Annotated in this window: 16 protein-coding genes; 9 read left to right on the forward strand and 7 right to left on the reverse strand. The window is 70.6% G+C overall.

Annotation, left to right across the window (positions count from 1 at the left end; all coding sequences use genetic code 11):
- Positions 1 to 87: 87 nt before the first annotated feature.
- Both OG456_RS27590 and OG456_RS27595 read right to left on the reverse strand, forming a co-directional pair.
- A complete protein-coding gene (locus OG456_RS27590; protein WP_266565534.1) occupies positions 88 to 687 on the reverse strand; it encodes a methylated-DNA--[protein]-cysteine S-methyltransferase in 600 nt (199 codons plus the stop codon).
- Positions 688 to 767: 80 nt separating this feature from the next.
- Complete coding sequence (locus OG456_RS27595) at positions 768 to 1,643, reverse strand: glycerophosphodiester phosphodiesterase family protein (RefSeq protein WP_266565535.1); 876 nt, start codon at positions 1,641 to 1,643, stop codon at positions 768 to 770.
- Positions 1,644 to 1,910: 267 nt separating this feature from the next.
- On the opposite strand from OG456_RS27595, the gene OG456_RS27600 reads away from it, so the two are divergent.
- The 7 genes from OG456_RS27600 (at position 1,911) to aroQ (ending at position 10,822) form a co-directional block, all read left to right on the forward strand.
- The gene (locus OG456_RS27600; protein WP_266569456.1) at positions 1,911 to 2,717 is read left to right on the forward strand and encodes an MHYT domain-containing protein; all 807 of its coding nucleotides are present in this window, start codon (positions 1,911 to 1,913) and stop codon (positions 2,715 to 2,717) included.
- A 40-nt stretch (positions 2,718 to 2,757) separates the two neighbouring features.
- Positions 2,758 to 4,905, forward strand: a complete 2,148-nt coding sequence (gene uvrB / locus OG456_RS27605; RefSeq protein ID WP_266565536.1) for an excinuclease ABC subunit UvrB — start codon at positions 2,758 to 2,760, stop codon at positions 4,903 to 4,905.
- Positions 4,906 to 5,085: 180 nt separating this feature from the next.
- Positions 5,086 to 5,688: a TerD family protein gene (locus OG456_RS27610; protein ID WP_227294093.1), complete on the forward strand. Its 603-nt coding sequence runs from the start codon at positions 5,086 to 5,088 to the stop codon at positions 5,686 to 5,688.
- A 48-nt stretch (positions 5,689 to 5,736) separates the two neighbouring features.
- The gene (locus OG456_RS27615; RefSeq protein ID WP_266565539.1) at positions 5,737 to 7,731 is read left to right on the forward strand and encodes a TerD family protein; all 1,995 of its coding nucleotides are present in this window, start codon (positions 5,737 to 5,739) and stop codon (positions 7,729 to 7,731) included.
- Positions 7,732 to 7,974: 243 nt separating this feature from the next.
- Positions 7,975 to 8,991, forward strand: a complete 1,017-nt coding sequence (locus tag OG456_RS27620; protein WP_266565541.1) for a TerC family protein — start codon at positions 7,975 to 7,977, stop codon at positions 8,989 to 8,991.
- A 171-nt stretch (positions 8,992 to 9,162) separates the two neighbouring features.
- The gene (locus OG456_RS27625) at positions 9,163 to 10,263 is read left to right on the forward strand and encodes a calcium:proton antiporter (protein ID WP_266565543.1); all 1,101 of its coding nucleotides are present in this window, start codon (positions 9,163 to 9,165) and stop codon (positions 10,261 to 10,263) included.
- Between the two features lie 85 nt (positions 10,264 to 10,348).
- On the forward strand, positions 10,349 to 10,822 hold the full coding sequence (aroQ, locus tag OG456_RS27630) for a type II 3-dehydroquinate dehydratase (RefSeq protein WP_266565544.1): 474 nt from the start codon (positions 10,349 to 10,351) through the stop codon (positions 10,820 to 10,822).
- A gap of 57 nt (positions 10,823 to 10,879) precedes the next feature.
- Here the strand turns inward: aroQ and OG456_RS27635 are convergent, their stop codons facing one another.
- Together OG456_RS27635 and OG456_RS27640 are read right to left on the reverse strand one after the other, a co-directional pair.
- Positions 10,880 to 11,536: an MBL fold metallo-hydrolase gene (locus tag OG456_RS27635; RefSeq protein WP_266565546.1), complete on the reverse strand. Its 657-nt coding sequence runs from the start codon at positions 11,534 to 11,536 to the stop codon at positions 10,880 to 10,882.
- A 9-nt stretch (positions 11,537 to 11,545) separates the two neighbouring features.
- The gene (locus tag OG456_RS27640; RefSeq protein WP_266565548.1) at positions 11,546 to 12,235 is read right to left on the reverse strand and encodes a maleylpyruvate isomerase family mycothiol-dependent enzyme; all 690 of its coding nucleotides are present in this window, start codon (positions 12,233 to 12,235) and stop codon (positions 11,546 to 11,548) included.
- A gap of 221 nt (positions 12,236 to 12,456) precedes the next feature.
- Here OG456_RS27640 and uvrA point away from each other — a divergent pair, with 221 nt between their 5' ends.
- Positions 12,457 to 15,522, forward strand: coding sequence for an excinuclease ABC subunit UvrA (gene uvrA, locus OG456_RS27645; RefSeq protein WP_266565550.1), 3,066 nt, complete (start codon positions 12,457 to 12,459; stop codon positions 15,520 to 15,522).
- Positions 15,523 to 15,742: 220 nt separating this feature from the next.
- Here the strand turns inward: uvrA and OG456_RS27650 are convergent, their stop codons facing one another.
- Together OG456_RS27650 and OG456_RS27655 are read right to left on the reverse strand one after the other, a co-directional pair.
- On the reverse strand, positions 15,743 to 16,669 hold the full coding sequence (locus OG456_RS27650) for a carbohydrate kinase (RefSeq protein WP_266565552.1): 927 nt from the start codon (positions 16,667 to 16,669) through the stop codon (positions 15,743 to 15,745).
- 82 nt (positions 16,670 to 16,751) lie between these two features.
- Positions 16,752 to 18,425: an oligosaccharide MFS transporter gene (locus OG456_RS27655; protein ID WP_266565554.1), complete on the reverse strand. Its 1,674-nt coding sequence runs from the start codon at positions 18,423 to 18,425 to the stop codon at positions 16,752 to 16,754.
- Between the two features lie 170 nt (positions 18,426 to 18,595).
- Between OG456_RS27655 and OG456_RS27660 the strand changes: the two genes are divergently transcribed.
- A complete protein-coding gene (locus OG456_RS27660; protein ID WP_266565556.1) occupies positions 18,596 to 19,987 on the forward strand; it encodes a glycoside hydrolase family 32 protein in 1,392 nt (463 codons plus the stop codon).
- Between the two features lie 72 nt (positions 19,988 to 20,059).
- Here OG456_RS27660 and OG456_RS27665 read toward each other — a convergent pair whose 3' ends face one another.
- On the reverse strand, positions 20,060 to 21,103 hold the full coding sequence (locus OG456_RS27665) for a LacI family DNA-binding transcriptional regulator (protein ID WP_266565558.1): 1,044 nt from the start codon (positions 21,101 to 21,103) through the stop codon (positions 20,060 to 20,062).
- Positions 21,104 to 21,110 lie beyond the last annotated feature (7 nt).

A 21,110-nucleotide genomic window follows, 5' to 3' on the forward strand; every position in this document is an offset into this window, starting at 1 on the left:
GGGAACAGCCGCTCCCGCGCCTAGGAACAGCCGCTCCCGCGCCTAGGAACAGCCGCTCCCGCGCCTAGGAACAGCCGCTCCCGTGTCTCAGAACAGCGGCTGCGGAAGGACCCCTTCCAGCGCGAGCAGTTGCCGCTTCGTCTCCAGGCCGCCGCCGAATCCGCCGATGCCGCCGTCGCTCTCCACGACGCGGTGGCACGGCACCACGACCGGCAGCGGATTGGCCCCCATGGCCACGCCCACCGCCTGTGCCGCCCCCGGCTGCCCGACGCGGCCCGCCAGATCGCCGTAACCGACGACCGTGCCGAACGGGACGCCGGACGCCAGCTCGCGAAGGACCTGCCGGTTGAACCCGGAGATCAGCGACCAGTCGAGCGGGAGCTCGAAGTCGCGCCGCTCACCGGCGAAGTAGGCCTTCAGCTGACGTATGGGCTCGGCCAGGAGCGGCGAGTCCGGGGCCTCCACCGGCTCGGTCCCGAGGCGGGAACCGAGCCGCTCGACCGCCGGGTCCCGCACGGCGGGGGAGGCGTGGAAGACGACATTCACCAGGCCGGCGTCCGTCGCGGCGAGGAGCAGCGGGCCGATGTCCGTGCTGACGACGGCCCAGACGACCGTGAGCCCGGCCCCGTCCCCGGCCTTGCTCCCGGCGGCCCTGTCCCCAGTGGATTTCTGCCCAATGGCGTTCATGCCGACCACCGTACGGGGAGCCACTGACAACGGGCCCGCGCCGTCCGCCGGCCTCGCCTCCCCCCGGCCCGCCGACGGCTCTACCGGCCGCCGCCCACCGCCTTGCGCACGACATCCGGGAAGTTGCTGATGATGCCGTCCACGCCGAGACCGGCCACGCGCCGCGCGGTCGCCGCGTCGTTCACGGTCCAGGTGAAGAGCTGGAGGCGCTTGCCGTGCGGGCCCTTGAGGGCGTGCGCCGAGGCGACGTACCGCTTCGAGATCGTCCCGTAGCTGGGGTGGATCCGGTCGGCGAACCGGGCGTACCGGGGCAGGTCGCTCACGGCGGGGGTACCGAGGAAGCCCGTCGTGATGTCGGGGCGGAGCACGTGCACGGTCCGTACGCTGTTGGCGCTGAAGCTCTGGACCACCAGGCGGTTCCTGACGTGATCGCGGTTGAGCCAGCCCTCCTTGCCGAGCACGCGCAGGATGTCCCTCTCGATGCCCGGGTAGAGTTCCGGGTTCTTGACCTCCATGAGGAGTTTCTGGTGGTTGTGGTCGACCCGGTCCAGGTACTGGGTGAGGGTCGGGACGCGGGCACCCTTGAACTTGGCGCCCTTCCAGCGGCCGGCGTCGAGCTTGGCGATCTCCGCGGCGGTGAAGTCGCGGACGTTGTACGGAGCGCGGCCGGGGAACACCTGCTCCACGTTCGTGGTGCGTGCCAGATTGGTGTCGTGGATGACGACGAGCCGGCCGTCCTTGGTGCGTTGGACATCGTTCTCGACCCAGTCGAAGCCGAGCTTGTCCGCCTTGTCGATGGCCTGCAGGGTGTTCTCGGGTGCGTACCCGGAGGCGCCGCGGTGTGCGACGACCACGGGTGCGTTGTTCCGCGGGGCCGCCTCGGCGGCGGTTGGGAGGGCCAGGACGCCGACGAATCCCACCAGGGTGGCGATCGCGGTGGCTGCGCGTGCGGACACGTGTACTCCTCGCGTCGAGGGGTCAAGGCTGAGACGACGGTGACAGTCGGTTGCCAACGGAAGACAGGTGAAGGATGTCCACACACTGAACGGAGTGGTGGGAGGACGTGCACCCCGCGGGCGGGTGTCGTGAGGCTTTGCCGGAAAATCGGTCAGACGTTCCTGCGGGAGCCTTAATCTCTGCTCCAATCGCGGTCGCTCCGGCAGCCGCTGCCAGGGGTGCATACGGAACGCATCAGGAACATCAGGGCGGAAGGGCTGTGGCGGATGCAGGGCACGGTCGACGGATTCAGCTATGGACTGGTCACGCCGCTGGTGGCGTTCTTCATGGCCTGCCTCGGCGGGGCGCTGGGTCTGCGCTGCACCACCAGATCGCTGCTCGTCACCCAGTCCTGGCGGCCCGGCTGGCTCGCGCTCGGCTCGGCGGCGATCGGGTCCGGGATCTGGACGATGCACTTCATCGCGATGATGGGCTTCCGCGTGCAGGGCACCCCGATCCACTACGACAAACTGACGACGTTCGCGAGCCTGGGCGTCGCCATCGTCATGGTCGGGGTCGGGATCTTCATCGTCGGCTACCGGGGTGCGACGGGAACGGCCCTGTTCACCGGCGGCACGGTCACCGGTCTGGGCGTCGCGTCGATGCACTACCTCGGCATGGCCGGTATGCGCCTACATGGGACGCTTCAGTACAACACCTTCACCGTCGGCGTCTCTGTAGTGATCGCCATGGCCGCCGCCACCGCCGCGCTCTGGGCCGCGGTCCAGGTCAGGGGATTCACCTGGAGCGTCGGCGCGAGCCTCGTCATGGGTCTCGCGGTGACCGGCATGCACTACACCGGAATGGCCGCCCTCAGCGTCCACGTGCACGGAAGCGGCGGCACCCCTGCCGGTGACACCCCCGCCGAACTCCTCGCGCCCCTGATGATCGGCCCCCTGTGCTTCCTGCTCCTGGCCGGCGTCGTGGTGGTGTTCGACCCGATGATGATGACGGGCAGGCCCGACCGGCGGGACGCCGTCGAGGCCGCGAGCAGGGCGGGCCGGACCGTGCGCCCGCTGCGACGGGCAGGCTGATCCGGCCCCGTTGTCAGTGCGGGGTCGTACGGTGGATTCCATGCGGCCCGTATCCAAGATCGAACGCACGGTGGCGCCTTTCGAGGTCGTCAGTCCCTACCAGCCAAGCGGCGACCAGCCGGCAGCCATCGCCGACCTGGAGCGGCGCATCACCGCAGGTGAGAAGGATGTCGTCCTCCTCGGTGCGACCGGAACAGGTAAGTCCGCCACCACCGCGTGGATGATCGAGAAGCTCCAGCGCCCCACCCTCGTGATGGCGCCGAACAAGACGCTGGCCGCCCAGCTGGCCAACGAGTTCCGCGAGCTGCTGCCGAACAACGCGGTCGAGTACTTCGTCTCGTACTACGACTACTACCAGCCCGAGGCGTACGTCCCGCAGTCGGACACCTACATCGAGAAGGACTCCTCGATCAACGAGGAGGTGGAGCGCCTGCGCCACTCCGCGACGAACTCGCTGCTCACCCGGCGTGACGTCGTCGTGGTCGCCTCCGTCTCGTGCATCTACGGCCTGGGCACGCCGCAGGAGTACGTCGACCGCATGGTGTCGCTCAAGGTCGGCGACGAGATCGACCGGGACGATCTGCTGCGCCGCTTCGTCGACATCCAGTACACGCGCAACGACGTGGCCTTCAGCCGTGGCACGTTCCGCGTCCGCGGCGACACCATCGAGATCTTCCCGGTCTACGAGGAGCTCGCCGTCCGCATCGAGATGTTCGGCGACGAGATCGAGTCCCTCTCCACCCTCCACCCCCTCACCGGCGAGGTCATCAGCGACGACGAGTCGCTGTACGTCTTCCCGGCCACGCACTACGTGGCGGGCCCCGAGCGCCTGGAGCGCGCGGCGAACGACATCGAGAAGGAGCTCGGGGAGCGCCTCGCGGAGCTGGAGAAGCAGGGCAAGATGCTCGAGGCCCAGCGGCTGCGCATGCGCACCACGTACGACCTCGAGATGCTCCGTCAGATCGGCTCCTGCTCCGGCGTGGAGAACTACTCGATGCACTTCGACGGCCGCTCGCCCGGCTCCCCGCCGAACACGCTGCTCGACTACTTCCCGGACGACTTCCTCCTCGTCATCGACGAGTCGCATGTCACCGTGCCGCAGATCGGAGCCATGTACGAGGGCGACGCCTCCCGCAAGCGCACCCTCGTCGACCACGGCTTCCGGCTCCCGTCCGCCCTGGACAACCGCCCCCTGAAGTGGGAGGAGTTTCAGGAGCGCATCGGCCAGACCGTGTACCTGTCGGCCACCCCGGGCAAGTACGAGCTCGCGCGGGGCGACGGGTTCGTGGAGCAGATCATCCGCCCCACGGGCCTCATCGACCCCGAGGTCGTGGTCAAGCCCACCGAGGGCCAGATCGACGACCTGGTGCACGAGATCCGCAAGCGCACCGAGAAGGACGAGCGCGTCCTCGTCACCACGCTCACCAAGAAGATGGCCGAGGACCTCACCGAGTACTTCCTGGAGCTCGGCATCCAGGTGCGCTACCTGCACAGCGACGTCGACACGCTGCGTCGCGTCGAGCTGCTGCGCGAACTGCGCGCGGGCGAGTACGACGTCCTCGTCGGCATCAACCTGCTCCGTGAGGGCCTCGACCTGCCCGAGGTCTCCCTGGTGGCGATCCTCGACGCCGACAAGGAGGGTTTCCTGCGCTCCGGCACCTCCCTGATCCAGACCATCGGCCGCGCCGCGCGCAACGTGTCGGGCCAGGTCCATATGTACGCGGACAAGATCACCCCGGCGATGGAGAAGGCCATCGACGAGACCAATCGGCGCCGGGAGAAGCAGATCGCGTACAACAAGGAAAAGGGGATCGACCCCCAGCCGCTCCGCAAGAAGATCAACGACATCGTCGCGTCCATCGCGCGCGAGGACGTCGACACCGAGGAACTCCTCGGCTCCGGCTACCGCAAGGGCGCGAAGGACGGCAAGGGTGCCAAGGCGCCCGTGCCCGCGCTCGCCAAGGCGGGCGCCAAGAAGACCGGCGGCAAGGCCACGAAGGGCAAGGCGGCACAGACGGTCCCCACCGATCGTCCCGCGGCCGAACTCGCCGAGCAGATCGAGGAGTTGACCGACCGGATGCGGGCGGCCGCCGCGGATCTCCAGTTCGAGATCGCCGCGCGGCTGCGTGACGAGGTGTCGGAGATGAAGAAGGAGCTGCGCCAGATGAAGGAGGCCGGGCTGGCCTGACGCCCCCCGCGCACCGCACGCCCCACGGCATGCCGGACGGATCCGGCATGCCGCACGGTGTGTTGCAACACCGACACAAAGTCCTTGCCTGTGTGCGGCGTTGTCCGTGGCCCTGCGTAGGGTTTTCCCTCAACCGCCCGGACGGGCGGTGAAGAGCACAGTTCGAGAGGGGACGGACGCGTGACGGCCAACTTTTCCAAGGGTCCTGGTGTCAACCTGAGCAAGGGCCAGGCGATCAGCCTGCAGAAGCAGGACGGGGGCACCCTGACGGCCGTCCGGATGGGACTCGGCTGGCAGGCCGCCCCCCGCCGCGGCCTCTTCGGGTCCCGGACGCGGGAGATCGACCTCGACGCCTCGGCGGTCCTGTTCGCGGACAAGCAGCCGGTGGACGTCGTCTTCTTCCGCCACCTCGTCAGCGACGACGGCTCCGTGCGCCACACCGGTGACAACCTGGTCGGGGGCGCCGGCCAGGGCGGCGACGACGAGGCGATCCTCGTGGACCTCCAGCGCGTCCCGGTCCACATCGACCAGATCGTCTTCACGGTGAACTCCTTCACCGGCCAGACCTTCCAGGAGGTGCAGAACGCGTTCTGCCGCCTGGTCGACGAGACCAACGGCCAGGAGCTGGCCCGCTACACGCTCGACGGCGGCGGCCAGTACACCGCCCAGATCATGGCGAAGGTGCATCGCGCGGGCGCCGGCTGGCAGATGACCGCCCTGGGCTCGCCGGCCAACGGCCGCACGTTCCAGGACCTCATGCCGGCGATCCTGCCGGGCCTGTGAGGTAGCGGGAACACAGGAAAAGACGGACGGGACGAGGGGGAGAAGGCGATGGCGGCCGAGCTGGTCCGGGGGCAGAACCACCCCCTCACCCAGACCCGTCTGGAGATCCGCGTGTCGGCGGGGGCGCCGGTCGTGGCGGGCGCGACGCTCAGCGACGACGAGGGCAGGGTCCTCGGCCGCGACTGGGTCGCGCACCCCGGCGCCCCCGCGCTGCCGGGGCTCGAGGTCCCCCGGCAGGCGGCGGCCGACCACCGCCTCGCCGTCGATCTGGACGCCGTGCCCGAGGCCGCCCACCGCGTCAGCGTGCTGCTCGCGCTGCCCACCGGGCCCGGCGACCCCGACCGCTTCGGCGCCGTCGTGGCCCCCTTCGTCGCCGTCACCGGACTCGACGGCTCCGAGGTCGCCAGCTACACCATCACCGACCTCGACGCCGAGTCCGCCGTCGTAGCCCTGGAGCTGTACCGCCGCCAGGGCGCGTGGAAGGTACGCGCGGTGGGTCAGGGGTACGCGGGCGGACTCGGCGCACTCCTGAGCGACCAGGGGCTTCCCGACGCGAGGGCTCTCGCGGGCGAGATCGGCGAAGCGGTGGCGCGAGGGCTCGCGCGTACGGTGGCGCCGCCTCCGCCCCGGACGGCGGCCTCCGGGTCGAGCGCCATGGCGGACGCGACGGGCGCGGCCTCCCACGCCTCGTCACCGGGCACGCACCCGCCCGCCGGTCCGCCCCGCTCCACCCAGCCCCCGTCACCCGCCGAACCCCAGTCATCCCCGGACCCCCGTCCGGCGCACGAGCCCCAGCCGGCCCGTCCCTCAGGACAGACCGGCCCCGTCAACTACACGCACCCCGGCCGACAGGCCCCCGCACCGCCCGCCCCCGCGCCCACCGCGCCCCCCGGAGAGCCGGGGCAGCCCGCCGTCCCTGTCGCCGGTGACGCGACCGGCTGGTCCATGGACGAGCGGCTCTACAACCAGGTGTGGGGCATGTTCGAGGACCTGGCCCGCTGCGTCGCCGCGTACCGCAGCGCCGTCGACTTCGCGGACTCCCGCATGGAGCAGGAGCTCGACAAGGCACTGTCCGACCCGCGCAGCCGGATCGGCGGCCAGGGGGACGCCGCGCGCGAGGCCGCCCGGGCCAAGCACGGACACCTCGTCGACCGGGCGAGGGAGGTCCTCGACCGTGACCTCGCCCAGCTGGCGGCCGAGTCCGCCGTCGTCGAGCCCGCCCTGCCCCCGGCCTACGCGGGCTGGGACAACCCGGTCTGGCACGCGTACCGCAGCCCCATGGAGATCCCGATGGCCCTGCGCCTGGGCGACCTCCAGCTGCCCGAGTCCCGCAGCGTGGGCCTGCGCATCCCGATGCTCGTGCGGCTGCCCCTGGAGCGCGGCATGTGGATCGACAGCGGCCGCTCCGGGGCGGACGCGCTCACCGAGTCCGACGAGCTGCGCCGCCGCGCCTTGCGGAGCGCCGTCGAGCTCGCCGCGCGGCTCCTCGCGGTCTACCCGGCGGGCGAGTTCGCCGTGCATGTCATCGACCCGGCCGGTTCGGCCGCGGGGGCGCTCGCCCCGCTCGTGCGGGCCGGAGTGCTCGTCGCGCCGCCGGCCGCCGGGGTGTCCGGCGTCTCCGAGGCGCTCGCCCGGCTCACCCAGCGCGTGGACCTCGTGCAGATGGCGGTCCGCGGTGGAGCGGCCGACGCGCTGCCGCCCGACCTGGACACCGCCGAGCAGCTGCTGATCGTCAACGACTTCCCGCACGGCTTCGACGACCGCGCGGTGACCCGGCTGCGCTACCTCGCCGACGAGGGCCCGGCCGTCGGCGTCCACCTCCTGATGGTCGCCGACCGCGAGGACGCCGCCGAGTACGGACCGGTCCTCGACCCGCTCTGGAGGGCGCTGCTGAGGCTCACTCCGGTGCCCGACGACCACCTCGCCGACCCGTGGGTCGGGCATGCGTGGACGTACGAGCCGCCGAATGTCCCGCCCGGCAGCCGGGTCCTGGAGCAGGTCCTCGAAGAGGTCGCCAGAGCGCGACGAGAGCAGGACATCTGACTCCCCTGAGTACTGCTTTTGAACTTATCTTTACCGAACCCTTTACGTTTCATGGGTGTTTCCCGTAGGCTCCGACGAGCGGAGGGGAGTACTCCCGAACGCGGCGTTCCCGTCAATACGGACCGACACCGGTCCCGGGGCGCCGGCCCGAGGCGAGCTGAGGCCGCCCGGGTGGAAGAGACCTCCGGCAGCGACGACGCTGATCAGTAGCCGTACGACGCCGGAGGCGCAGTGGACGTATCGATGACCCTTTGGGTGCTGACCATTCTTGGTCTGGTCGCCCTGATCGCGGTCGACTTCTTCATCGGGCGCAAGCCCCACGACGTATCGATCAAGGAAGCCGGAATCTGGACGGTCGTCTGGATCGTGCTGGCCGCCCTCTTCGGGGTCGGTCTGCTGATCTGGGGGAACTCACAGGCTTCGGGCGAGTTCTTCGCCGGCTTCATCACCGAGAAGTCGCTGAGCGTCGACAACCTCTTCGTCTTCATCCTGATCATGGCGAAGTTCTCGGTGCCGTCCCAGCTCCAGCAGCGCGTCCTGCTGTTCGGTGTGCTGATCGCCCTGGTGCTGCGCGCCATCTTCATCGCGGCCGGTGCCGCCGTCATCGCCAACTTCTCGTGGGTCTTCTACATCTTCGGCGCGTTCCTCATCTACACCGCCTGGAAGCTCATCCAGGAAGCGATGTCGGACGACGAGGAAGACGAGTTCGAGGAGAACCGCCTCCTCAAGTCCATCGAGAAGAAGTTCGGCGTCGCCGACCGGTACCACGGCACGAAGCTGTTCATCCGGGTCAACGGCAAGCGGATCCTGACGCCGCTCATGGTCGTCATGCTCGCGATCGGCACGACCGACGTGCTGTTCGCGATGGACTCGATCCCGGCGATCTTCGGCCTGACCCAGGACCCGTACATCGTCTTCACGGCCAACGCGTTCGCGCTGATGGGTCTGCGCCAGCTGTACTTCCTCATCGGCGGACTCCTCAGGAAGCTGGTCTACCTCAGCTACGGCCTGTCGGTGATCCTCGGCTTCATCGGCGTGAAGCTCGTCCTGCACGCGCTGCACGAGTCCGGGGTGCACGTGCCGGAGATCTCCATCCCGGTCTCCCTGGCCGTCATCTGCGGCGTCCTGGCGATCACCACCATCGCCAGCCTCATCGCCTCCAAGAAGCAGGCGCAGCAGCAGGGCCTCGACGGCGGGGACGACGGCGACCAGGACGGTGACGCGACCGACGGCGCGCGCAAGGACAGCATCAAGGCCTGACCCGTCCGGCACGGAAATCGGCAGAGAGCCCGGCATGAGGCCCGGCTCGGAGCCCGGCACAGAGAAGGAGCGCGCGGCCGCCGGCCGCGCGCTCCTTCTCCCGTTCGGCCCCACGCACACGCGCCCGTCCCGAAGTCGCGGCCCCCGCACCGTCGGTGCACCATCGAAGGCATGATCGCTGGGACTCGGAGACTGGTCACACAATGGACGGCCGTCGTCCCCGTCCTCGCGGTCGTCCTGCTGGTGTTCACCTGGGGCCGCTCGCTGCCGGGCGCCGTCGTGGCGGTCGTCTCCGTCGTGCTCGCCGCGTCCGTCCTCGCGGCCGTCCACCACGCCGAGGTGGTGGCCCACCGCGTCGGCGAACCCTTCGGCTCCCTCGTACTCGCCGTCGCCGTCACCGTCATCGAAGTGGCGCTGATCGTCACCCTCATGGTCGACGGCGGTGAGAAGGGCGCCACGCTCGCCCGCGACACCGTCTTCGCCGCTGTCATGATCACCTGCAACGGCATCGTCGGACTGAGCCTGCTCGCCGCCGCGTTCCGGCACCGCGTCGCCGTCTTCCAGTCCGAGGGCACCGGCGGCGCGCTCGCCACGGTCGCCACCCTGGCCACGCTCTGCCTGGTCCTGCCGACGTTCACCACGAGCAAGCCGGGCCCGGAGTTCTCCACGTCGCAGCTGATCTTCGCGTCCTCCGCCGCGCTCGTCCTGTACGGGATCTTCGTGGCGACCCAGACAGTGCGGCACCGCGACTACTTCCTGCCGATCACCAAGCAGGGCAACGTCATCGACGGCGACGACCACGCGGGCGCGCCCACCACCCGCACCGCCCTGATCAGCCTCGGTTTCCTCGGACTCGCCCTCGTCGCCGTCGTCGGCCTCGCCAAAGGCGTGTCCCCGACGATCGAGTCGGGGGTCGAAGCAGCCGGGCTGCCGCAATCCGTCGTCGGCGTGATCATCGCGCTCCTCGTCCTGCTGCCCGAGACGATCGCGGCCCTGCGCGCGGCCCGCCGTGACCGCGTCCAGACGAGCCTCAACCTCGCGCTCGGCTCCGCGATGGCCAGCATCGGACTGACCATCCCGGCCGTCGCCATCGCGTCGTTCTGGCTGTCGGGGCCCCTCGTCCTCGGACTCGGTGCCACGCAGATGGTGCTGCTGGTCCTGACGATGCTGGTGAGCACGCTGACCGTCGTCCCCGGCCGCGCCACCCCGCTCCAGGGCGGAGTTCACCTCGTGGTGTTCGCCGCGTACGTGGAGCTTGCCGTCACGCCGTGACGGTCACGGTGATACGGCCGGGCAGCGTCGTGACGCCTCGTGATAGACCGTGGGAGAGCAGCCGCCCGACGCACGGAGGTCCCCTGTGCCCCGCACCCTCGCCAACGCCCCGATCATGGTCCTGAACGGTCCGAACCTGAACCTCCTCGGCCGCCGGCAGCCGGAGATCTACGGGTCCGACACCCTCGCGGACGTCGAGGCCCTGTGCGCCAAGGCCGCGGCCGTGCACGGCGGGAGCGTCGACTTCCGGCAGTCCAACCACGAGGGCGAGCTGGTGGACTGGATCCACGAGGCGCGCCAGAACCACGTGGGCATCGTGATCAACCCGGCCGCCTACTCGCACACGTCGGTGGCGATCCTGGACGCCCTCAATGCGTGCGACGGCCTGCCCGTCATCGAGGTCCACATCTCCAACATCCACCAGCGCGAGGAGTTCAGGCACCACTCCTACGTGTCCCTCAGGGCCGACGGCGTGATCGCCGGATGCGGGGTCCAGGGATACGCGTTCGCGGTGGAGCGGGTGGCGGCCCTGGCCGAGCCCGGCGTGGCCACGGTCTAGTACCGCCGGGCTCTCATGCCCGCGGAGTGAACACGCCCGGCGCGGCCGGGCGTTGACTCACCAGCCGCGCTCGCGCCACTCCGGCAGATGCGGCCGCTCGGCGCCGAGCGTCGTGTCGTTCCCGTGCCCGGGGTAGACCCACGTCTCGTCGGGGAGCCGGCCGAAGATCTTCGACTCGACGTCGTCGATGAGGCTCCTGAAGGCCTTCGGGTCCTTCCACGTGTTCCCCACGCCGCCCGGGAAGAGGCAGTCCCCGGTGAAGACATGGGGGTGGCCATGCGGGTCGTCGTAGATGAGGGCGATCGAGCCGGGCGTGTGGCCGACCAGGTGCCGGGCGGTCAGCGGGACCCGACCCACGGTGATCGTGTCCCCGTCCTCGACGAGCACGTCCGTGGGGACCGGGATGCCTTCCGCGTCGTAACGGCCCGCGTACGTACGCGGGCTCGTGACCTCCACGATCCTGGCGAGCGCCTGCCAGTGGTCCCCGTGCTGATGCGTCGTGACGACGGACGCGATGCCGTCGTCCCCGATCAGGGTCAGCAGCGTCTCCGCGTCGGCGGCCGCGTCGATGAGGAGCTGCTCGCCGGTGGCGCGGCAGCGCAGCAGATACGCGTTGTTGTTCATCGCGCCGACCGCGACCTTGGAGATCATCAGGTTCTGCAGCTCGTGCACATCCGCCGGGCCGCCGACCTTCACCGCTCCGCTGTACGTCATGGACTCAGCCTATAGCGGGGGTACGACAGGCAGCCGTCCGCCTTCGACGGTGAGCCCGGAGCCGTCGCGCCGCCCGGAGAGCCAGCCGAGCAGCTCCGGCGCGGGGCCCGCGACACCGACCGGACCCGTCCCGGCGCCGCCGCCCGTCGTCCACACCAGGCCACCGTCCGACTTCAGGCCGGTCGACGGCATGTCCGGGTGCCCCGCGAAGCGCTCGGCCAGGAAGTCGATCTCCCGCTCGACGAACTCCGCCGGCAGATCCTCCAGGTCGTACCCGATCCCCAGGTCGACGTGGTGCAGGTCGACCTCGCCCCAGCGCCGGAAGGGGATCCGGGAGGCGGAGTCCTTGACGCCGTTGCGCAGCTCGACCGTGCGCGCCCAGTCGGCCGGGACCTCGGCCCGGGCCTCGAATCCGGCGGCGCTGGTCCGCAGGTCCTCGAGCTGCTCGCGCAGGTCGCGCGGCGCGTCCCGCTCGATGTCCGCGTCGCGGGCCTCGGCGCTCGGGTACATGGGCCGGCCCGCGAGCACGTTCGCGAGTGCGTCCGCGTTACGGGCGAGGTGGGCGAGGACGTGGCCCCGGGTCCAGCCGGGAAGCCGTGACGACTCGGCCACAGCCGCGTTGTCCAGCGTGCCGACAGCGGTGAGGAGCCGGTCGGTCGCTTCACGTACAGAGGCCAGGTCGCGCACATGATCGCTCATGGCGCAGACGATAGCGCCGCCACTCGATCGGGTGAAGGCGGCCGACCGAGACCGGAAATCGAATGTACGTGCTATAAGCTCGGGAGCGGCATCGGGCATTCTTGGTGGTCCGGGTTTGTTACCAACCATGGAAAACAGTCCATCGCTGACGGTGGCCCCCCTAGTCTCGAAAGACAGGGGCCCCGCCCCTGTTGCTCTTCTCAAGAAAGGTGCGGACCGGCGTGGCCGACCGTCTCATCGTCCGTGGCGCGCGCGAGCACAATCTCCGTAACGTCTCGCTCGACCTTCCGCGCGACTCGCTCATCGTCTTCACGGGTCTGTCGGGGTCCGGCAAGTCGTCGCTCGCCTTCGACACGATCTTCGCCGAGGGGCAGCGGCGGTACGTCGAGTCGCTCTCCTCGTACGCACGTCAGTTCCTCGGCCAGATGGACAAGCCGGACGTCGACTTCATCGAGGGCCTCTCCCCGGCCGTCTCGATCGACCAGAAGTCGACCTCGCGCAACCCGCGCTCCACGGTCGGCACCATCACCGAGGTCTACGACTACCTGCGCCTGCTCTTCGCGCGCATCGGCAAGCCGCACTGTCCCGAGTGCGGCCGCCCCATCTCGCGCCAGTCGCCGCAGGCCATCGTCGACAAGGTCCTCGACCTGCCCGAGGGCAGCCGCTTCCAGGTGCTCTCGCCGCTCGTGCGCGAGCGCAAGGGCGAGTTCGTCGACCTCTTCGCCGACCTCCAGACCAAGGGGTACAGCCGCGCCCGGGTCGACGGGCAGACGATCCAGCTGTCGGAACCGCCCACCCTGAAGAAGCAGGAGAAGCACACCATCGAGGTGGTCGTCGACCGCCTCACGGTGAAGGAATCCGCCAAGCGCCGCCTGACCGACTCCGTGGAGACCGCGCTCGGCCTCTCCGGCGGCATGGTCGTGCTCGACTTCGTCGACCTCCCCGAGGACGACCCCGAGCGCGAGCGCATGTACTCGGAGCACCTGTACTGTCCGTACGACGACCTGTCCTTCGAAGAGCTGGAGCCCCGCTCCTTCTCCTTCAACTCGCCCTTCGGCGCCTGCCCGGACTGCACCGGCATCGGCACGCGCATGGAGGTCGACCCCGAGCTGATCATCCCGGACGAGGACAAGTCCCTCGACGAGGGCGCCATCCACCCCTGGTCGCACGGGCACACCAAGGACTACTTCGGACGCCTCATCGGCGCCCTCGCGGACGCGTTGGGATTCCGGACCGACATCCCCTTCGCGGGCCTGCCGCAGCGCGCCAAGAAGGCCCTCCTGTACGGCCACAAGACGCAGATCGAGGTCCGCTACCGCAACCGGTACGGCCGCGAGCGGGTCTACACGACCCCCTTCGAAGGCGCCGTCCCGTTCGTCAAGCGGCGCCACAGCGAGGCCGAGAGCGACTCCAGCCGCGAGCGCTTCGAGGGCTACATGCGCGAGGTGCCCTGCCCCACCTGTGAGGGCACGCGCCTCAAGCCGATCGTCCTCGCCGTCACGGTGATGGAGAAGTCGATCGCCGAGGTCTCCGCGATGTCCATCAGCGACTGCGCGGACTTCCTGGGCGAGCTGAAGCTCAACGCACGCGACAAGAAGATCGCCGAGCGGGTCCTCAAGGAGGTCAACGAGCGGCTGCGGTTCCTCGTCGACGTCGGCCTCGACTATCTCTCGCTCAACCGCGCGGCCGGCACCCTCTCCGGTGGCGAGGCCCAGCGCATCCGCCTCGCCACGCAGATCGGCTCCGGCCTCGTCGGCGTGCTCTACGTCCTGGACGAGCCCTCGATCGGCCTGCACCAGCGCGACAACCACCGCCTGATCGAGACCCTCGTACGGCTGCGCGACATGGGCAACACGCTCATCGTCGTCGAGCACGACGAGGACACCATCAAGGTCGCCGACTGGGTCGTCGACATCGGCCCCGGCGCGGGTGAGCACGGCGGCAACGTCGTCCACAGCGGCCCCTTGAAGGAGCTGCTCGCCAACGCCGAGTCGATGACCGGCCAGTACCTCTCGGGCAAGAGGTCCATCCCGCTGCCGGACATCCGGCGCCCCGTGGACCCGACGCGCAGGCTGACCGTGCACGGCGCCCGTGAGAACAACCTGCGCGACATCGACGTGTCGTTCCCGCTCGGCGTCCTGACCGCCGTCACCGGTGTCTCCGGTTCCGGCAAGTCGACCCTGGTCAACGACATCCTGTACACGCACCTCGCCCGCGAGCTGAACGGGGCGCGGAACGTTCCCGGGCGGCACACGCGCGTGGAGGGCGACGACCTCGTCGACAAGGTCGTGCACGTCGACCAGTCGCCGATCGGCCGCACGCCGCGCTCGAACCCGGCGACGTACACCGGAGTCTTCGACCACGTCCGCAAGCTGTTCGCCGAGACCACCGAGGCGAAGGTCCGCGGCTACCTGCCGGGACGCTTCTCCTTCAACGTCAAGGGCGGCCGCTGCGAGAACTGCTCCGGCGACGGCACGATCAAGATCGAGATGAACTTCCTGCCGGACGTCTACGTCCCGTGCGAGGTCTGCCACGGAGCGCGCTACAACCGCGAGACGCTGGACGTCCACTACAAGGGCAAGTCCATCGCCGAGGTCCTGGACATGCCCATCGAGGAGGCGCTCGGCTTCTTCGAGGCGGTCCCGGGCATCGCCCGCCACCTGCGCACGCTGAACGACGTCGGTCTCGGTTACGTCCGGCTCGGCCAGTCCGCGCCGACCCTCTCCGGCGGCGAGGCCCAGCGCGTGAAGCTGGCGAGCGAGCTGCAGAAGCGGTCCACGGGACGCACCGTCTACGTCCTCGACGAGCCGACCACCGGTCTGCACTTCGAGGACATCAGCAAGCTCATCACCGTCCTGTCGGGCCTTGTCGACAAGGGGAACTCGGTGATCGTCATCGAGCACAACCTCGACGTCATCAAGACCGCCGACTGGGTCGTCGACATGGGCCCCGAGGGCGGTAACGGCGGTGGTCTCGTCGTCGCCGAGGGCACCCCCGAAGAGGTTGCCGGCGAACCGTCCAGCCACACCGGCAAGTTCCTGCGCGACATCCTCGGCGCCGACCGGTTCAGCGACGCGACGGTGCCCGCGGCGCGTACGAAGAAGACGGCGGCGGTGAAGAAGGCCACAGCCGCGAAGAAGACCGTCTCGGCGACGGCGAAGACCCCGGCGAAGAAGGTGGCCACGGCCAGCACCACGGCGGCGCGGAAGTCGGTCACGAAGGCCGCGGCGAAGAAGCCGGCGGCGAAGAAGACCACGACCAAGTCCACGCGGGCCCGCAAGGACTGAGCGCGGGCGGTCCGCGACCGCACGAAAAACGCCCGGCGCCCCACGGTGAGTTCCTGTGGGGCGCCGGGCGTTCATCGCGAGGATCGAGCGCAGCTCCCTGCCGACGGCGCCACGGCGGCCGCCCTCGACCGCCTCAACGGCCGCACACCGGGGGCGCTGCGCGCGGTCAACGGGTGACCGGCGGGGGCGTGCACGGCTGACCGGGGCAGGTGAACGGTCGCTACAGCGGCGGGAGTTCGGACGCGTACGGGGGCTCGGCGCCGGCCCGCGAGCAGGTGACCGCGGCGGCGCGCGCGGCGAACCGCAGCAGCCGGTGCCACGCGTCCTCGGCGAGGCCCGCCACCGCCTCCACGGACAGCGCGTCCCACGTGGCCAGACCGTGCAGCAGCGCCGCGTTCACGGTGTCGCCCGCGCCGATCGTGTCGACGAGGTCGACGCGCTCACCCGGTACGTCGTACCGCGCGCCGCCCCGCGTGAAGACCGTCAGGCCGTCGCCGCCCCGCGTGATCACGACGGCCGCGGGACCCGAAGCGAGCCACTCCTGCGGGGTGCCGCCCAGCCACAGCGCGTCCTCCTCGGACAGCTTGAGCAGGCCGGTCGAGGGGAGCCAGCTCTTGAAGCGCGCCCGATACGCGTCCGGGTCGGGGATGAGGCCGGCCCGGATGTTCGGGTCGAGCGCGGTGAACACGCCCTGGGCCGAGGCCGACCGCATCAGCTCCTCGTACGCGCTCGCACCCGGCTCCAGGACCAGCGAGCACGTGCCGAACGACACCGCGCGCGTGCCCGGCGGAAGCCGGTCGGGCACCGAGAAGAGCCGGTCGGCCGTGCCCTCGACGTAGAACGAGTAACCGGCCGAGCCGTCCGCGGCGATCGACGCGACGGCCAGCGTCGTCGGTTCGTCGCCCCGCTGGACGTACGACACGTCCACGCCGGCCCGCGCGAGCCCGCCGAGCAGTGCCTCGCCGAACGCGTCGCGGGAGACCCGTGAGCAGAAGGCCACGGGGGAGCCGAGCCGGCCGACGGCCACCGCGGTGTTGAAGGGGCCGCCGCCGAGCCGGGGCGCGAGCGCGGGCAGGTCGCCACCGTCATCGGCGGCCCCGCCCTGCGGCACGAGGTCGATCAGGGCCTCTCCGGCGACGACTATCACGGGTGGTTCCTTTCGGGCTGAACTGGAGCGGTGCGGGAGTGCGGCAGTGCGCTGGATCGGAGGTGCAGGGGCGAGGCACAGGCTAGAGGCTCGCGGGCTCGGGCGCAGTGCCCCGGCCGGAAGCGGGCACGTCCGGGACCGACTCGGGCAGACCCTTCGCGTCGGGACGCAGCGTGGCCACGGAGACGGCGGTGAACGCGGCGACCATCGCCGCCATGAGCAGATAGGTGGGCGCGAAGCCGAGACTGTCGTAGCCGATGCCGGCCAACGGGGAGATGATCGCCGCGCCGAGCTGCGCCGCGAGCTGGAAGCCGACGAGGTAGATCGAGGACGACAGGCGGGACTCGAAGTGCCGGTTGATGTACTTGAAGATCGCGATCAGCATGATCGGCAGCTCGGCCGCGTGCATCAGCTTGACCGCCGAGATCGCCATGGGGTCGGTGACCAGGCCGGAGAGGCCGATGCGGGTGGCCATGACGAAGCCGGACAGGAGCAGTGACCGCTTCGGGCCGAGCCGGTTGACGAGGAACGGCGCGAGGGCCATGCCACCGGCCTCCAGGAAGACCTGGAAGGAGTTCAGGTCGCTGTACATCTGGTTGCCCTCGGCCTCGGTGCTGAAGAGCGACGAGAAGTACGAGGGGAACATCTGGTCGTACGTGTTGTACGTCGCCGTCACCGCGACCACGAAGAGCAGCAGCCCCCAGAACGCCGGATAGCGCAGCAGGGAACGCGCGTCGGCGAGCGAGACCGATGAGGCGGCGGCGTCCACGGCGGCGGTGCGGCGGCCGTCCGTGACACGGATCGCGGCGATGAGGGCGACGAAGACGGCGGCGGAGACGGACGCCGCCCAGAAGTTGAGCTTGGGGTCGATGTTGAACAGTCGCCCGGCGAAGAACGTCGCGGCGGCCCACCCCAGCGAGCCGAACATGCGGGCCCGGCCGAACTCGAACCCGTGAAAGCGACCGAGCCGCTCGGTGTAGCTCTCCAGGGTGGCGACGGCGACCGCGAAGGCCATGGCCAGATAGACGGAGCCGGCGACGAGGCCGAGCGCGAAGTGGGTCTTGAGCAGGGGCCCGTAGACATAGATGTACATGGGGCCGACCAGCAGCATCAGGCCGCCGATCCAGTACAGAAGGTTCTTGCGCAGACCCAGTTTGTCCTGGACGTAGCCGTAGAGGGGCATGGTCAGCAGACAGCCGACGGCGTTGGCACTGATGACGAGGGAACTACGGCCCGCCGAGAGGCCGATGTCCTGGGTGAGCCAGATCGAGAACAGCGACCAGGACAGTGACCAGGTCACGAAGAACATGAAGAGCGCGGCACTGGCAAGCGTGAAGTTCACACGCCGGCGGCTTGCGGCGGTGGGGGCGGAGGCCGACGCGGGCGCGGTGGCCGTGGGGAGGCCGGTGCCGGGGCCTGCGGCGCCCGGGGTGCCCAGTGCGCCCGGGGTGGCGATGACCGCCGCGGGAACGGCTGCGTCGGAGGCGGCGGCGCCGGTGACGCCCGGGGTGGCGGCGGTGCCCGCCAGAAATGCGGCGTCCGTGGGGACTGCGGCGTCCGAGGGGACTGCGGCGTCCGTGGGGACTGTGGTGCCGGGGACCGTGGTGTCAGTGGCGTCCGCTGTGGGGACAGCTGCGGCGGGGACGTCAATGGTGGCGGTCGTGGGGACCGTGGCGCCGGTTCCCGTGTGGGCGACGGGGGATACGGGGTGGGCCGCCGTGGCGGGTCCGGGTCCTGGCGTCGTCTGGTCGGTCATCTGCTGCGCTCCTTCGCGCCTGTCGCGCTGACTCATGATGCCGGAACGCGAGCTTCCGGCAGAGACCTAACACGTGCTAGATGGCTGCAACTATCACGTGTTAGGTTCGTTAAATCAAGGTTCCGGCGGCATGACGATCAGCCGGACTCAGCGAACAGGGAGCCGACGACATGGCCGCCGACATGGCTGACCGCAACGCGCCCCGCCACCACGTCAGGCCCGCCGCGGGGCAGTGGTGCAACGACCCCAACGGCCCGGTCTTCAGCAACGGCCGCTACCACCTCTTCTTCCAGCACAACCCCGGCGCGCCCGTGTGGGGCGACATCCACTGGGGCCACGCCTCAAGCCCCGACCTGGTGCGCTGGACCGACCACGGCATCGCGCTCACGCCCACCCCCGGAACCCGGGACGAGATGGGCGTCTGGTCGGGCTGCGCGGTCGTGGACGACGGGGTGCCGACCGCCGTCTACACCGGCATGGACCGCCACGACGGCATCGGTTCCGTCATGCTCGCCCGCGCCACGGACCCGGACGTCACGACGTTCAAGGCGGAACCCGAACCCGTCGTCCCCGGCCCGCCGGCCGGCCTCGACCTGACCGCGTTCCGCGACCCCTACGTCTTCACGCACGAGGGGCAGCGCTGGGCCGTCGTGGGAGCGGGGCACCGCGGGGGTCTGCCCGACGTCCTGCTCTACCGCGTCGACGCACTGACCGACTGGACGTACGCGGGCTCGCTGATCGACGGGACCGACCCGGTCGCCGCGCGCCGAGCCGCTCCGGCCGCCGCCTGGGAGTGCCCGGCCCTGCTGCCCGCGGGTGACGGCCGCTGGGTGCTTCTGCTCTCGCTCTGGATCGACGACATCACGTACGCGACCAGCTATCTGACCGGCGAGCTGCGCCCCACGGCGGACGGTGGCCTGCGCTTCGTCGCGGAGGCGGGGTCCGGGGGAGTGCTCGACCACGGACGCGACTTCTACGCCCCGACCGCCCTGGTCGAGGGAGACCGCACCCTCGTGTGGGGGTGGAGCTGGGAGTCGCGCACGGAGGCCGAGTCCGTGGCGGCGGGCTGGGCCGGGTGCCTGTCGTATCCGCGCGAGCTCGGGCTGCACGCGGACGGCTCGCTGCGGGTGGCGCCCGCGCGGGAGTTGGCGGCGCTGCGGGGCACGCCGGTCCAGGTCGGCGACGGGCTCCCGGAGGCGTACGAAGTCGTACTCGATGTCGCTGTGACGCAGCCGGACACCGAGGCCGAACTGCGGCTCGGTCCCGCCGTGGCGCTGCGCGTGAACCCCACCAGGGGCACCCTCACGCTCGACAGGATCGGCGCTCCGGCGACGGCCACGCGTCCGTACCGGCGTTCGGACACGGTGACCGCGGCGACGGGAGCGGTGTCGCCGGGCGGGCGGCTGCGGGTGTTCGTGGACGGACCGCTGATCGAGGCGTTCTGGGACGACCGGGTGATGCTCACGGAAAAGGTCCACCCGGCTCCGGCCGGGCTGCTGTCAGCCGAAGTCACGCAGGGGGCAGGGGAGTTGACGGTGGAAGCGTGGGCGGTCGCGGACTGATCCCGGAGGGGTTGCGTACCCGTTCCCGAAAGGACTCCGTCATCCCGCGGGCTCAGTTGTCCACGGCCTCCGTCACCCCCGTCGCCCCGGCGCCACCACCGACGCCCGCTCGACCACAGGGCACTCCAGGACGCGCTGGGTCGCGGGGTCGACGTCCTCGTCCGCGGCCACCGAGTCCAGGAGCAGGTCCACCGCCGCCGCGCCCATCGCGTGGTGCGGCAGCGCGATCGTCGTGAGCGCCGGGACGAGGTGGTCGGCCATCTGGTCCTGGTCGTCGTAGCCGACCACCGACAGGTCGTCCGGTACGGAGATGCCGAGGCCCGCCGCGGCGAGCAACACGCCTGTGGCCACACGGTCGTTGGCGCAGACGATGCCCGTGGGGCGCGCGTCCGGATCCTCGGTGTCCAGGACGCGCAGCGCGCCCGCGTAGCCCTCGTCGATCTGCCAGCCCACCCGCAGCGTCCACTCGGGGCGGGCCTTCAGCCCGGCGGCGCGCAGCCCGTCGCCGAAGCCGCGGGCCCGGTCGGACGCCGCGATGTTGTCCGTCTCGCCACCGAGCAGCGCGATGTCGCGGTGGCCCGCCCGGATCAGCAGGTCGACGGCCGACCGGCCGCCCCCGCGCTCGTCCGCGACCACCGAGGCGTACGAACCGGGCTCGCGCGCCACGCAGTTGGCGAGCACGCACCGCTCGGGCGCCAGGGTCGACGGCACGCTCGTGCTGCGCATCGACATCGCGGCGTAGACGATTCCGTCGACCCGTCGGGCCCGCAGCTCGGCGACGGCCTCGGCCTCCAGGGCGGGGTCCTTGCGGGATTCCAGGAGCAGCACCTGGTGGCCACGCGCGCGTGCCGCCTCCATGGCGCCGAGCACCATGCGCCCGGCGAAAGGGCTGGTCGCGATCTCGTCGCTGAGCATGCCGATGACCGCGCTGCGGCGGGTGCGCAGGGAACGGGCGACCTCGTCCGGGCGGTAGCCGAGCTCGTCGGCCGCCGCCCTGATCCTCGCCTGGGTCCCGGCGGAGAGGTTGCCCTGCGCCCGGCCGCTGAAGACGAAGGACACGGCGGCACGTGAGACGCCGGCCAGTTCGGCCACGTCGCGGGCGGTGGGACGGTTCACGCGGTGC

Origin of the sequence: Streptomyces sp. NBC_01446 (assembly GCF_026340095.1) — a bacterium.
Lineage (GTDB): Bacteria > Actinomycetota > Actinomycetes > Streptomycetales > Streptomycetaceae > Streptomyces > Streptomyces aureus.

Bases quoted from the DNA above. Each gene is read 5' to 3' on its own strand.
- OG456_RS27600 (WP_266569456.1), top strand. From the start codon at position 1,911: ATGCAGGGCACGGTCGACGGATTCAGCTATGGACTGGTCACGCCGCTG.
- OG456_RS27655 (WP_266565554.1), bottom strand. From the start codon at position 18,425: ATGACCGACCAGACGACGCCAGGACCCGGACCCGCCACGGCGGCCCAC.
- OG456_RS27640 (WP_266565548.1), bottom strand. From the start codon at position 12,235: ATGAGCGATCATGTGCGCGACCTGGCCTCTGTACGTGAAGCGACCGAC.
- OG456_RS27635 (WP_266565546.1), bottom strand. From the start codon at position 11,536: ATGACGTACAGCGGAGCGGTGAAGGTCGGCGGCCCGGCGGATGTGCAC.
- OG456_RS27590 (WP_266565534.1), bottom strand. From the start codon at position 687: ATGAACGCCATTGGGCAGAAATCCACTGGGGACAGGGCCGCCGGGAGC.
- OG456_RS27660 (WP_266565556.1), top strand. From the start codon at position 18,596: ATGGCCGCCGACATGGCTGACCGCAACGCGCCCCGCCACCACGTCAGG.
- OG456_RS27620 (WP_266565541.1), top strand. From the start codon at position 7,975: ATGACCCTTTGGGTGCTGACCATTCTTGGTCTGGTCGCCCTGATCGCG.
- OG456_RS27625 (WP_266565543.1), top strand. From the start codon at position 9,163: ATGATCGCTGGGACTCGGAGACTGGTCACACAATGGACGGCCGTCGTC.
- OG456_RS27615 (WP_266565539.1), top strand. From the start codon at position 5,737: ATGGCGGCCGAGCTGGTCCGGGGGCAGAACCACCCCCTCACCCAGACC.
- uvrB (WP_266565536.1), top strand. From the start codon at position 2,758: ATGCGGCCCGTATCCAAGATCGAACGCACGGTGGCGCCTTTCGAGGTC.